Origin of the sequence: Nitrincola iocasae, from assembly GCF_008727795.1 — a bacterium.
In the GTDB taxonomy this organism is placed as follows: domain Bacteria; phylum Pseudomonadota; class Gammaproteobacteria; order Pseudomonadales; family Balneatricaceae; genus Nitrincola; species Nitrincola iocasae.
The window spans coordinates 3796528-3809562 of the sequence record NZ_CP044222.1 but is presented as its reverse complement, the minus strand read 5'-3'; the positions used below and the strand labels follow the sequence as shown (position 1 = coordinate 3809562).

14 protein-coding genes and 1 riboswitch are annotated in these 13035 nt (G+C 52.0%); of the genes, 13 read left to right on the top strand and 1 reads right to left on the bottom strand.

The window, feature by feature from the left end:
• Complete coding sequence (locus F5I99_RS17535; protein ID WP_151058280.1) at positions 1 to 1080, bottom strand: ABC transporter ATP-binding protein; 1080 nt, start codon at positions 1078 to 1080, stop codon at positions 1 to 3.
• Between the two features lie 151 nt (positions 1081 to 1231).
• Between F5I99_RS17535 and F5I99_RS17530 the strand changes: the two genes are divergently transcribed.
• The 13 genes from F5I99_RS17530 (at position 1232) to F5I99_RS17470 (ending at position 12869) form a co-directional block, all read left to right on the top strand.
• Positions 1232 to 2077 (top strand): helix-turn-helix transcriptional regulator, encoded by an 846-nt coding sequence (locus tag F5I99_RS17530; RefSeq protein WP_225307463.1) that lies wholly within the window; start codon positions 1232 to 1234, stop codon positions 2075 to 2077.
• 36 nt (positions 2078 to 2113) lie between these two features.
• A complete protein-coding gene (locus F5I99_RS17525; RefSeq protein WP_191905891.1) occupies positions 2114 to 2617 on the top strand; it encodes an NYN domain-containing protein in 504 nt (167 codons plus the stop codon).
• Between the two features lie 332 nt (positions 2618 to 2949).
• Positions 2950 to 3053: riboswitch (TPP riboswitch) on the top strand.
• A gap of 113 nt (positions 3054 to 3166) precedes the next feature.
• Positions 3167 to 4147 carry an FAD-dependent oxidoreductase gene (locus F5I99_RS17520; RefSeq protein ID WP_151058278.1) on the top strand — a complete coding sequence of 327 codons (981 nt, stop codon included), beginning with the start codon at positions 3167 to 3169 and terminating at the stop codon, positions 4145 to 4147.
• Entirely contained in the window at positions 4131 to 4328 is a 198-nt protein-coding gene (thiS, locus tag F5I99_RS17515) for a sulfur carrier protein ThiS (protein ID WP_151058276.1), read from the top strand. The genes F5I99_RS17520 and thiS overlap by 17 nt, the downstream gene beginning before the upstream one ends.
• 1 nt (position 4329) lies before the next feature.
• Entirely contained in the window at positions 4330 to 5091 is a 762-nt protein-coding gene (locus F5I99_RS17510; RefSeq protein ID WP_151058274.1) for a thiazole synthase, read from the top strand.
• Positions 5088 to 5723, top strand: coding sequence for a thiamine phosphate synthase (locus F5I99_RS17505; RefSeq protein WP_151058272.1), 636 nt, complete (start codon positions 5088 to 5090; stop codon positions 5721 to 5723). The genes F5I99_RS17510 and F5I99_RS17505 overlap by 4 nt, the downstream gene beginning before the upstream one ends.
• Positions 5713 to 6525, top strand: coding sequence for a bifunctional hydroxymethylpyrimidine kinase/phosphomethylpyrimidine kinase (gene thiD, locus F5I99_RS17500; protein WP_151058270.1), 813 nt, complete (start codon positions 5713 to 5715; stop codon positions 6523 to 6525). The genes F5I99_RS17505 and thiD overlap by 11 nt, the downstream gene beginning before the upstream one ends.
• 68 nt (positions 6526 to 6593) lie before the next feature.
• Positions 6594 to 8474: a phosphomethylpyrimidine synthase ThiC gene (gene thiC / locus F5I99_RS17495; RefSeq protein ID WP_151058268.1), complete on the top strand. Its 1881-nt coding sequence runs from the start codon at positions 6594 to 6596 to the stop codon at positions 8472 to 8474.
• Between the two features lie 96 nt (positions 8475 to 8570).
• Complete coding sequence (locus tag F5I99_RS17490; RefSeq protein ID WP_151058266.1) at positions 8571 to 9713, top strand: ABC transporter substrate-binding protein; 1143 nt, start codon at positions 8571 to 8573, stop codon at positions 9711 to 9713.
• 4 nt (positions 9714 to 9717) lie between these two features.
• Positions 9718 to 10758, top strand: coding sequence for a FecCD family ABC transporter permease (locus tag F5I99_RS17485; protein ID WP_151058264.1), 1041 nt, complete (start codon positions 9718 to 9720; stop codon positions 10756 to 10758).
• Positions 10759 to 10762: 4 nt separating this feature from the next.
• Positions 10763 to 11557, top strand: a complete 795-nt coding sequence (locus tag F5I99_RS17480; RefSeq protein ID WP_151058262.1) for an ABC transporter ATP-binding protein — start codon at positions 10763 to 10765, stop codon at positions 11555 to 11557.
• A gap of 2 nt (positions 11558 to 11559) precedes the next feature.
• Positions 11560 to 12009 (top strand): pseudoazurin, encoded by a 450-nt coding sequence (locus F5I99_RS17475; protein ID WP_151059323.1) that lies wholly within the window; start codon positions 11560 to 11562, stop codon positions 12007 to 12009.
• Positions 12009 to 12869 (top strand): ATP-grasp domain-containing protein, encoded by an 861-nt coding sequence (locus F5I99_RS17470; protein WP_151058260.1) that lies wholly within the window; start codon positions 12009 to 12011, stop codon positions 12867 to 12869. Before F5I99_RS17475 ends, F5I99_RS17470 begins: the two co-directional genes overlap by 1 nt.
• The last annotated feature ends 166 nt before the right edge of the window (positions 12870 to 13035 follow it).

Sequence of the window (13035 nt, the reverse complement as noted above, 5' to 3'; positions counted from 1 at the left end):
TCAGTTCACCAGTACTCTGGCAAAAGCCGCGTCGATATTAATGCCAACCTGATGCCCCTGATGGAGTTCATCTGTGCTGACGAGGTTGTTCTGCGCCCTGACTTTAACCAATAGACCCTGCCCGACATCCACTACAAATTGGGTGTCTGTACCCATGTAGGTTTTCTGGCAGATATGGCCGGTCATTAAGGCCTTATCTGGCGCGGAAAAACTGAGGCGCTCTGGCCGAATACTGAGTTTGATCTGCTGGGACTGATCACTAGCGACTGAGTTTGGGCACTGGATGCGTACCTGATTGTCCAGACAGCAGGTCATGGCCTCTTGGTTGACCTGTTCCACAGTTGCATCCAGTAGGTTGGTTTCACCAATGAAATCAGCGACAAAACTGTTTGCCGGTTGGTCATAAATAGCCTTGGGCGTACCGACTTGCTGTACCTCACCAGCCGACATCACGGCTATGCGATCGGACATAGCCAGGGCTTCTTCCTGATCATGGGTGACAAACACAAAGGTAATGCCGGTTTCCTGCTGAATTTGTTTAAGCTCTGCTCGCATGGACTGACGCAGTTTCAAATCCAGTGCTGAAAGGGGTTCGTCCAGCAGTAGCACTTTTGGGCGAGGTGCCAGTGCTCGTGCCAGTGCCACACGCTGTTGCTGGCCACCCGATAGTTCATGGGGTTTGCGTTGACTGAAGTGGCTTAACTGCACCAGTTCCAGCATTTCGTCGGCACGATGATCCATGTCTTGCTTGGAAAACTTCAGCATGCGCATACCAAATTTGATGTTGTCGCGAATGTCCATGTGCGGAAACAGAGCGTAGTGTTGAAAAACAGTATTGATGGGACGTTTGTTGGCTGGCAGGTTTTCGATTTCATCGCCAAACAAAAATATTTTCCCTTGCGAGGTACTTTCAAAACCGGCAATCAACCTGAGCAACGTGGTCTTACCGCAGCCGGACGGACCGAGCAGGGTGAAGAACTCACCATTCTGGATTTGCAGTGAAACCTGTTTCAGTGCGGTAAACGCGCCAAAATTTTTGACGACCTTCTCAATTGAAATTGCAGTATTTTCGGCTTGCATGGGACGCATCCTCTCAAATCGTGCGGGTGTCTTGCGGTGTTCAGTCAAGCGGCTGTTTGGTATGCTGACTGACTTGGCAAGTACCACTTACTTGTAAGCTAAAATATAATTTATCAGTTTTAGGGGGTATATAACCCTAGAGGGGTATCAGTTGTCACAGCCAAAAAACAATCTTCGACTGCGTGATAAAGCCTTGGCGCATGTCATCAAAACCCTGCATCGTCCTGGTTTTTGTGAAGCGTTTGCGCACTTCGTACGTCATTTGGCCGCTTTTGATAACCTGATTATCATTGCCTATTATCGGGATACCAATCCGGTGGTTCTGTATCGCCAATACACTGATCCAGTGGTGTACACCTATATGGATTCTGATTACCTGAATGCCGCGTATTTGCTGGATCCGTTTTATCATGCCCATCGGAATGGCTTGAAAACAGGCTTGCACCGCTTGTTTGATATCGCGCCAGATCAGTTCAAACGCACCAGCTATTTCAATGTGTATTATCAGAAAACCACGCTGATTGATGAGGTGGCTGCATTTGCCGATTTGAATCGTGACCTGACAGTGACCGCCTGTTTTGGTAAGGATCGATCCAGTGGTCAATTGTTTTCAAAGCAGGAGAGGCAGCGATTGCAGCAGTACGAGTCTGTTATCTGCACTCTACTGGAGGAACACTGGCGTGACTATCAGCCTGTCCAACCTCAGCCAATGAATGCAAAACCGCTGGTCAGTCGGTTGATCGATACACTACGGGTTGAGCAATCCATCAGTTTGACAGCAAGGCAGGCTGAAGTGGCCATGTTTATATTACAAGGCCATTCTTCCATTTCCATCAGCCTGAATCTGGGTATTAGTCCAGAGACGGTGAAAGTGTTTAGAAAGCAACTGTATGCCAAGTGCCAGATCTCTTCGCAAGCCGAGCTGTTTGCGCTACTTATGCCGGTTTTTTCGCGAATATCTGCACCCACGATATCATCGAGTGAGTCGGAGACATGATATTATCTTGAAGCTTAAAGTAGCCAAAGTGTCCGCATGTACCCAACCAAACCCAGAGAGGCTCCTTTGACTCGCATAGCCATTTTCGCCGATGTTCAAAATATCTACTACACCACCCGTCAGGTGTTTGGACGGCAGTTTAATTACCGTGCCTTTTGGCAGCAGGCCAGTGAGCTGGGGGATATTGTCGCTGCAACGGCCTACGCGATAGATCGCGAAGATCCGCAGCAGCAAAAGTTTCAGGAGGCTTTGCGGCATATCGGCTTTGAGGTAAAGCTGAAGCCCTATATCCAGCGTGGTGACGGCTCGGCCAAGGGGGATTGGGATGTCGGGATTGCTATCGATGCCTTACTCTGCGCCGAGGAGGTGGATCAGGTGATTTTGCTGTCTGGGGATGGTGATTTTGATCTGTTGTTGCAGACACTGCGGGATCGTTATCAGATTTACAGCCATCTGTTTAGTGTCCCCGGATTAACCGCGCAGTCGTTGATCAAGAGTGCCGATGAGTGGATAGCTATCGACACCGACTTGCTGCAATAAGACCTGCCAACTTCATTTCTCAGGACAGCCGCACTAGCTTTCCCCATCTTTATTTGACCTTGGGCTAATGGGCCGGATCTGTCTGACACGCCGTGAAATCATCCTTGATGGCTCCGGTGCGCCATCCTTGGCGCACCGGGTCAGACAGATCCGATCCCATCAGCCCTTATCCACTTGGGTGCCAACATGAAGTTTTTTAAGAAGCAGGTGTCTGTTATTTAATCTGGCAAAGGATATCACCACCCCAGCGTGGCACCTACCAAACACAAGCAGATAGAGCGACTGTCACGCTTCACGCCTTTACATCTCACCCTTAAGCTTCTAGTATCAGTGTTAATCCGTTGGGGTGCCCGTAAAGGCTGAGAGGTGTTTTTAACACTAACCCATCGAACCTGATACGGGTAATACCGGCGAAGGGAACGGGTAGTCTGCTGTTGTATTCCCCCTTTCTGTTCGCTCGTACGCCCGTTTTTCCTGGAGCGTTTGAGTGATGTGTTCAAAATCTGATCTGCAGTTGTTTTCGCTACCCACTGTTATTCGGGGGTGGTCATGTCGGTAATTTCTATCCTCGGTGCGGGTGTCGCAGGCCTTTGTGTTGCCAATGAACTCCTGTCGCGCGGTGCCGCTATTCGCGTGTTTGATAAACAGCCACAACCTGGCCCACACGCCTGTTCCTGGTGGGCGGGTGGCATGTTGGCTCCCTTTTGCGAACGTGAAAGCGCGGAAGAGCCGGTGATCAGGTTTGGCGCTGAGGCGATTGACTGGTGGAGTGAGCATACCGGTGTCGTCACCCGTAAGGGATCGCTGGTATTGAGCACAACGCGAGATCGTAACGAGTTAGTCCGCTTCGGTAATCGCACCCGTGATTTTGCTTTGCTGAATGAAGCCGAGGTGGCCGAGCTGGAGCCGGACCTGGGTGGTCATATACGCCAGGCCCTGCATTTCAGTGGCGAGGCCCATCTGGACCCGCGTGAAGCGCTGCTGAAACTGGCGCAAAATCTCACCGATGCTGGTGTGCCGATTGAAGCGGGTGAGCCGGAAGCCGGTAGTGTGATCATTGACTGCCGCGGCATGGCTGCACAGGATCAGTTGCCGGATATGCGTGGCGTTAAAGGTGAAATGCTGGTGCTGCACTGTCCCGGTTTGAATATTCAACGTCCGGTGCGCTTTATTCACCCGCGCATGCCGCTGTATATCGTCCCGCGTGGTGATGGCATTTATATGCTCGGCGCTACCATGCTGGAAACGGCTGAAGGTCATCGACTGACGGTGCGCTCAGTACTGGAGTTGCTGTCGGCAGCCTATGCCCTGCATCCGGCCTTTGCAGAGGCGGAAATTATTGAAACTGGCGTGGATGTGCGCCCGGCCTTTGCCGATAACCTGCCGCGTATTCGCCGTGTCGATAATGTTATTTATATCAATGGGCTGTATCGCCATGGCTATCTGTTGTCGCCGGCTTTGGCGCGCTTGACCGCCGACCTGTTGTTGCTGAATAAACAGCCGGAGGCGTTTTATGCATCTTCTCTATAACGGCGAAGCCCGTGAAACCCAAACCCGTTACCTGTCTGAATTGTTGCTTGAGTGCCAGGTGGATGAAAATGCCGTAGCTACCGCACTGAATGGTGACTTTGTACCACGCTCTTTGCGTGTCAGCACCCCGTTGCGGGATGGTGATCGTGTTGAAGTCGTTGCACCGATGCAGGGAGGCTAGTATGAAGTCATTTTATGGCACTGAACTGGCCAGTGGATTGATGCTTGGCACCGCGCTTTATCCCTCTCCGGCTATTATGGCTGAGGCCTTTGCGGTATCCGGCGCCGGTGTGGCAACTGTGTCTTTACGCCGTGAAAGCGCTGAAGGTCAGGCGTTTCGCGCGCTGATTAAAGATCTTAAGGTGAAGCTGTTACCCAATACCGCTGGCTGCTACTCGGTTAAAGAAGCGGTCACCACGGCGCATATGGCGCGGGAGCTGTTCGATACCCCCTGGATAAAACTGGAAGTCATCGGGCATGCCGATACCCTTCAGCCTGATCCCTTCGGGCTGGTAGAAGCGGCACGTATTCTGGCCGAGGATGGCTTTGAGGTATTTCCCTACACCACCGATGATCTGGTACTGGCAGATCGCCTGGTCGAAGCCGGCTGCCGGGTGTTGATGCCCTGGGGCTCACCCATAGGTTCCGGCCTGGGACTGAATAATGAATATGGCCTGCGTACCCTGCGTAACTATTTTCCGGATATTCCCTTGGTGGTCGACGCGGGGTTGGGTCTGCCCTCACATGCGGCTCGGGCAATGGAACTCGGCTATGACGCCGTGCTGTTGAACACTGCAGTGGCTAAAGCGGGTGACCCTATTGCCATGGCGAAAGCCTTCGCTCAGGCCGTTGAGGCGGGTGCGGCGGGTTTCCGTGCAGGTCCTATGGAGCCTCGGGATATGGCATCGCCATCCACACCGGTGATAGGGAAGGCCTGGTTATGAAGTCAGCGCAGCGTTTTTATCCGATTTTCAATTCCTCCGATTGGCTGGAGCGCTTGCTGCCACAGGGCATCAAGCTGGCACAGTTGCGTATCAAGCATACGGATCAGCCGTTGTTGCGTGCCGAGATCCGGCGCAGTTTGCAACTGGCACGGCAGTATGGCACCGCACTGGTGATCAATGATCACTGGCAGCTTGCGCTGGAAGAGGGCGCCGAGTGGTTGCACCTGGGTCAGGAAGATATAGAAGAGGCCGATGTCACTGCTATTCGCAAGTCCGGTATACGTCTGGGTATCAGTACCCACAGCCATGCTGAGCTGGATACAGCGCTGAGCTATCAGCCGGACTATCTGGCGTTGGGACCTGTATATCCTACCCAGACCAAACAGATGCCCTGGGACCCACAGGGACTGGAGCGCGTTTCAGAGTGGAAACAGCGCATAGGTAACACACCGCTTTGCGCTATCGGTGGCATCAGTCTGGAACGCGCACCGGGTGTGTTTGCAGCGGGCGCTGATCTGATTGCTGTGGTCAGTGATATAACGGCAGCCGTCAATCCGGCAGAGCGTGTGCAGGATTGGCTGACGTTGGTGAATGCAGCCCCACCATCAGAGGGTCTGACTCATGAGCACTAACATTGCCAATGTACTGACCATTGCCGGCTCAGACAGCGGTGGCGGGGCCGGGATTCAGGCTGATCTGAAGACCTTCAGTGCCCTGGGGGTGTATGGCGCCTCCGTGATCTGTGCGCTGACCGCTCAGAACACCTGTGAGGTGCGTGACGTCTACCCGGTACCACCTGCTTTTATTACCGCGCAGATGCAGACGGTGTTCGATGATATCCAGATTGATGCCGTCAAAATCGGCATGTTAGGGGATGCGGCTACGGTGCACTGTGTGGCTGACCAGCTCCGCCAGCTTAAACCGCAATGGCTGGTGTTGGACCCGGTCATGATTGCCAAAAGTGGTGATCGTCTACTGGCCAATGCAGCGGTTGAGGTGCTGCGTACCGAGCTGATTCCGCAGGCGTCCCTGATCACACCCAACCTGCCGGAAGCCGCCGTTTTGACCGGCTTGCCGGAACCTGACTCTGTTGAGTCCATGTACGCCATCATGGATGCACTGATGGCGCTGGGTGCTGGTGCGGTGCTGTTAAAAGGGGGGCATCTGGAAAACAGTCAGATCTGCCATGACCTGCTGGCTGTGGCCGGTGAGGTGCATCACTTTCAGGCGCCGCGTATCGCGACGTTAAATACCCACGGCACAGGTTGTTCTATGGCGTCTGCTATTACCGCGCTGTTAGCCCGTGGCAAGACACTGCCGGAGGCTGTCGCAGAGGCTAAACACTGGCTCAGTGGCGCCATTGCGGCATCCAGCCAGTTAAGTGTCGGTCAGGGACAGGGGCCGGTGCAGCATTTTTACCAGTTGTGGCGTTAATCCGGATTAACTCGGCTCACTTATGATCCGTTCACTGAACGGGCACACTATAATAAAGGACCAAAGCAATGAATCAACATAACGCTCATTTAAGTCAGACCGCGCAGGTTGATGCGCTATCCGTGCAACCTTTTCCCAATTCACGCAAAGTCTACATAGAGGGCAGCCGCCCGGATATTCGCGTGCCAATGCGTGAAATCAGCCTGGCCGATACACCGACAGCCGCCGGGCCGGAAACCAACGCGCCTTTGTATGTCTATGATACATCTGGCTTGTATACCGATCCCGATGCCAGCATTGATGTGCGCAAAGGCTTGCCCGCTCTGCGTGAGACATGGATAGTCGAGCGTGACGATACTGAACTGCTGGATGACCTGTCCTCTGAATATGGCCGGACCCGGGCGGCTGATCTGCGTCTGGATACGCTGCGCTTTGATCTTCCGCGCAAACCACGTCGCGCCAAGGCCGGGCGTAATGTTACCCAGCTGCATTATGCCCGTCAGGGCATTATTACTCCTGAAATGGAGTTTATCGCCATCCGCGAGAACATGAAGCTGGCGAAACAGCATGCCGATAATCCACTGCTGGCGCAGCAACATCCGGGGCAGGCCTTTGGTGCCAAGCTGCCGGATGAAATCACACCTGAATTTGTCCGCGCTGAAGTGGCCGCCGGTCGTGCCATTATTCCCTGCAATATTAACCACCCTGAACTGGAACCGATGATTATTGGTCGGAATTTCCTGGTCAAAATCAACGGCAATATCGGTAACTCAGCACTGACCTCGTCGATTGAAGATGAAGTGGCGAAAATGACCTGGGGAACCCGCTGGGGTGCCGATACCATTATGGATCTGTCCACCGGCAAGAACATTCATGAAACCCGTGAATGGATCCTGCGCAACTCACCGGTGCCGATCGGTACGGTACCCATCTATCAGGCGCTGGAGAAAGTGAACGGGGTGGCTGAAGACCTCAACTGGGAGGTGTTCCGTGACACGCTGATTGAGCAGGCCGAGCAGGGTGTGGATTACTTCACCATTCATGCCGGTGTGCTGCTGCGCTATGTGCCGATGACGGCCAAGCGTATGACTGGCATCGTTTCCCGCGGTGGCTCTATCCTGGCAAAGTGGTGTCTGGCGCATCATCAGGAAAATTTCCTCTACACCCATTTTGAAGAGATCTGTGAAATCTGCAAAGCCTATGATGTCGGCTTCTCACTGGGCGATGGCTTACGTCCCGGCTCGGTGTATGATGCCAACGATGAAGCTCAGTTTGCCGAACTGGAAACCCTGGGTGAACTGACCAAGATTGCCTGGAAACATGATGTGCAGGTGATGATTGAAGGCCCTGGGCATGTGCCGATGCACATGATCAAAGAGAATATGGACAAGCAGATTGAAGTCTGTGATGAAGCGCCTTTCTACACCCTCGGCCCGCTGACAACCGACATTGCGCCAGGTTACGACCATATCACCTCCGGTATCGGTGCGGCGATGATCGGCTGGTATGGCTGTGCCATGCTCTGTTATGTCACCCCCAAAGAACATTTGGGTCTGCCCAACAAGGATGATGTAAAAACCGGTATTATCACTTACAAAATTGCCGCGCATGCTGCGGATTTAGCCAAGGGCCATCTCGGTGCACAGATTCGTGACAACGCCATGTCCAAGGCGCGTTTCGAATTCCGCTGGGAAGATCAGTTCAATATCGGCCTGGATCCGGATACCGCTCGTGCTTTCCACGATGAAACCCTGCCGAAGGATTCTGCCAAGGTGGCGCATTTCTGCTCCATGTGCGGTCCGAAGTTCTGTTCGATGAAAATCTCTCAGGAAGTCAGGGACCTGGATGCGGAGCAGGTAGCGGCGATGCAGAATCATGCACAGGAAGGTATGCAGGAAAAATCAGCCGAGTTTAAAGCCACTGGCGCGGAAATCTATCATAAGGCCTAATCAAAAATAACCCATAGATATATAAGCTTAATTATTGACAATGGTAATCATTATTATTAATAATGCGCTTTTATTTATTTGTCTATGGAGTTGATGATGTGTCATAAGATAGTACGTAGTTTCAAGCGTAGTATTTATCTTGCGTGTGTGAGCTTAAGTCTGGTGCTGGTTTCTCTGTCATCCCATGCCGAAACGACGGTGATTAGGGACATATTAGGGCGCGAAGTCGCCGTGCAGATGCCGTTGGAGCGAGTTTTTCTCGGGTTTTACTACACCGACTATATGGCGATTGGTGGTGTGGATGCTTTTGACAAGGTGGTTGGATTTTCCAAAGATGTCTGGACCGTTTGGACACCCGCCAGTTGGGAGCTCTACAGTAGCCAACTCCCGCAGTTGAATGATATCCCGGATGTCGGCGAAGTCGAAGCCGGGACTTTCTCGCTGGAAAAGCTGCTGTCGCTGAATCCAGACCTGGCTGTTCTGGCTGATTGGCAATTCAAGGCATTGGGGCCTGATGTAGATCGTATCGAGGCCGCCGGAATTCCTGTTGTTGTGGTCGATTATAACGCCCAGACCTTGGAACGCCATTTGCAAAGTACGTTGATTTTGGGGCAGATTACTGGACAGGAAGCGCGTGCCCAGCAAATTGCGGATGAATATCAGGCCAATGTCGAAGAGATTACTCAGCGCATTACTGAATCGGATCAGGCCAAGCCAAGAGTCTATGTTGAATTTGGCAACAAGGGCCCTGCTGAGTACAGCTTTACCTATGGTAAAAATATGTGGGGTTCCGTGATCAACCTGGCTGGAGGTGACAATATTGCCACCCCCTTTGTTGAGTGGTGGGGGCCTATGAATCCGGAGCAGGTGCTGGTGTCTAATCCTGAGGTGATTATTATCTCCGGACGTGAAACTGAGTTAACTAAAAACCAGGAAGCCATGGTGCTGGGTGTTGGCATAGAACAGTCAGAGGCTGAGCGCCGTCTGCAGGGCTTCAGTCAGCGGGCTGGCTGGAGTGAGCTGGATGCGATCCAAAAAGGCCAGCTTTTTGGTGTCTATCAGGGTGCGTCCAGAACGATAGCCGACAGTGCGATGGTGCAGTACTTTGCCAAGGTCTTTTATCCTGATCTGTTTGCTGATCTTGATCCGCTACAGACCTATCTGGACTTCCACGCTGAATACCTTCCCGTCGTTCCACAAGGAACCTTCATGGTACATGCTGACCAAGCGGTACAGTAATTCCATGAAGCTAGAGACCTCTCTGCATAATGTTGTTGTTGCCCAACGTCATCTGGAAAGACGACGTTGGCGCATCATCGCCATGTTCTGTGTGATCGCCAGTTTCAGTCTGATTCTGGATATTGCTACTGGCCCGTCAATGCTCTCACCTAAAGCGGTGTTTATGGCCTTGATAGGCTCAGACCAGATCGCAACCATGACCAAGGTGATTGTCTATGACATCCGCTTACCAACAGCATTGATGGCACTGGTTGTCGGGGCGGCATTAGGGGTTGGTGGAGCGGAAATCCAGACGCTATTGAACAATCCCATGGCCAGCCCCTACACCCTTGGACTGGCCGCTGCTGCAGGTTTAGGGGCTTCGTTGGTGATTGCCTTTGGCAGCTTTGGCTTGCCGTTGATGTTTGCCGTGCCGATAGGTGCTTTTCTGATGACCATGCTGGCATCTGCTGTGTTGTTTCTGTTTGCCTCCATGTCCAGGGTGTCTTCAGCCATGTTGGTGTTGGCCGGTATCGCCTTGCTGTTTTTGTTCCAGTCCTTGCTGTCGTTGGTTCAGTATCTGTCGGCACCCGAAGTCAGCCAGCAGATACTTTTCTGGCTGTTTGGCAATCTGAGTAAAACAACCTGGACAAATCTGCTGATTACAGCTGTGGTTGCTGGCATCTGTATCACGCTGTTGTTACGCGATGCCTGGAAATTGACGGCTTTGCGACTGGGCGAAACCCGTGCGGCCACTTTGGGTGTGAATACACAGAAACTACGCCTCACGGTGCTGTTTCTAGTGGCGGTGATGACCTCGGTTGCAATAAGTTTTGTTGGAATCATTGGCTTTATCGGGTTGGTGGCTCCACATGTTGCGCGACTGCTAGTCGGTGAAGATCAGCGTTATTTTGTGCCTTTATCGATGGTCACTGGAGCTGCATTTCTGTCAGTTTCTTCGGTGCTTTCCAAAACCATTATCCCAGGGGCGTTGTTTCCGGTCGGTATAGTGACAGCGTTAGTCGGCGTGCCTTTCTTTTTCTGGATTATGCTGAGCAGGAAGTAAACGGATGTGTCTTGAGATAGAGAATGTGACCATTATTCGGGGCGATCAATGCACCGCTAAAGGGATCAGTGCAAGGTTTCATCCTGGCAAGCTGTACGCCATTCTGGGTCCCAATGGAACGGGTAAATCATCACTTCTAAAAGCCTTGTTTGGTGAGGTCCCCATCGCGTCTGGCCGTATTCTTCAAGATGGGCAGCCGTTGATGTCCAGGCGACTGGGGCACTGGCGGCATTCCATAGGCTATATGCCGCAAGGCACAGAACTCGATGCATCCTTGACGGTATTGGAGGTGGTTTTACTCGGACAGATGGATGCTTTGCATATGCATGTCAGTGATGAGCAGATGTATAAAGCCTTGAGGTTGATGCAGCGCGTGGGCATAGCTGACCTTGCACATCGTGACATTCAGAGCCTCAGTGGCGGGCAACGTCAGCTGGCGCTGTTCTGTCAGGTGTTGCTTAGAGATCCGCAGGTGCTTTTATTAGACGAACCCGTCAGTGCCCTGGATATGCACCATCAGTTATCACTTCTGAACCAGGTCTATCGGGAAACTCGCGACAGAAACCTGATTACCATTGCCGTACTGCATGATTTGAGTCTGGCTGCGCAGTTCGCCGATGAGGTGCTGTTGTTGGGTGATGGCGTGATTCAGGCATCGGGGATTCCAAAAGCGGTCTTTGATCCGGAGGTCATAGGACGCTTGTACGATGTTCAGGTTGAATTATTACATGATAAAGCGGGTGCGCCGGTAATCCGTCCGGTGCGTCCGCACTACGTTGATCAAGGAGTATTATTGTGAACATGAGGATCGGTGTTTTATTGATCGCATTGGGGTTCTGCTTACAGGCCAATGCCGAAGAGCATCATGTGAAGATGCTTAATTTTGGAACCGATGGTGGGATGGTGTTTGAGCCAGGGTTTATTCAGATTAATCCGGGTGACAGTATAACGTTTGTGCCTGAAAACACGGGACATCATGTCAAATCTCATAGCGTGCCAACTGGTGCTTCGCCGTGGCAGAGTGAGCTGGATGAACCCTTTACTGTGACGCTCGATCAGGAAGGGGTGTATGTATACTATTGCCCACCTCACCTGATGATGAACATGGTGGGGGTGATTCAGGTAGGTGAGCAGGTCGATGCAGTCAGTCGGGATGAGGTTACTGAGCAGGCTGAGCAATTAGGCCGCCGTGCATTTCAGAACTCAGCACGTCTTGGCAATTTGATGCAGCAAATCACTTGGTCTGAATAGTGATCACCTTTACCACTTGTAAGCACTGGCCTTTGCCAGGGAAGGCGCTACAGCTTGTCTGCCAGGCGCTTGAGGCAAAAGGTCTGGCGGCGGACTGCGTGCCCTGGCAGGAAATGGATCACCAGCATCTTGCGCAGTCTAAGGTAATATTACCCTTGGCGGCCTGGGACTATAGTGAGTCTCCCGAGGCTTTTGCGCAGTGGCTGAATGAGTCGGTAGAGCGGGGTGTGGGTGTGCTTAATGCGCCTGAACTCATGCAATGGAATATGAACAAACGCTATTTGCTGGAGCTTGCTAAGCAGGGTGTTACAACCATTCCAACCCGATTTATTAAGACGGCTGATCCAACTGAACTGAAGGCGGTTTTATCTGACTGTGGCTGGGATGAAGTGGTGCTTAAGCCAGCCTGTGGTCAAAGTGGTAATGGCGTACAGCGTTACTCGGTGACAGCCTTGTCGCTACCTATGTTGCCTGAGCAGAGTTTTAATCAGGGCTGGATAATTCAGCCGTTCATGCCGGAAATACAGCAGGTCGGTGAGGTTTCGCTGTGCTTCTTATGGGGTGAATATTCGCATGCTGTTAGGCGTATGCCAGCCACCGGCGAGTGGCGGGCTAATTCTCAGTATAATGTGGCTGTTAGCCTGTTTACGCCGGATGCCGATACGATCACTACGGCCAGTAATATTTTACAGCAGCTACCCAGCTCAACAGCCTATGCCAGAGTTGATGGTTTGCTAACCAATGAAGGTTTTGTGCTCAGCGAGTTGGAGTTGATTGAACCAGCATTATTTCTGGATATTGTTCCTGAAGCAGTGGAAAAATTCTGTGCCGGCCTGGAATATTTTGTGGCTCAGATTTAAGCATTTCTTGACGGTAATATTTCTCCGAGACTCTCGCCTTTGTTGCTCTGATAATTCCTCATCAGAGCAACAGCTCTGGCAATATGACTCATGCGGCTAGTATCAAGCATTCACCTATATATAGTCTTTATGATTGTGTTGGCTGCAAATGACTAATGGATAATAC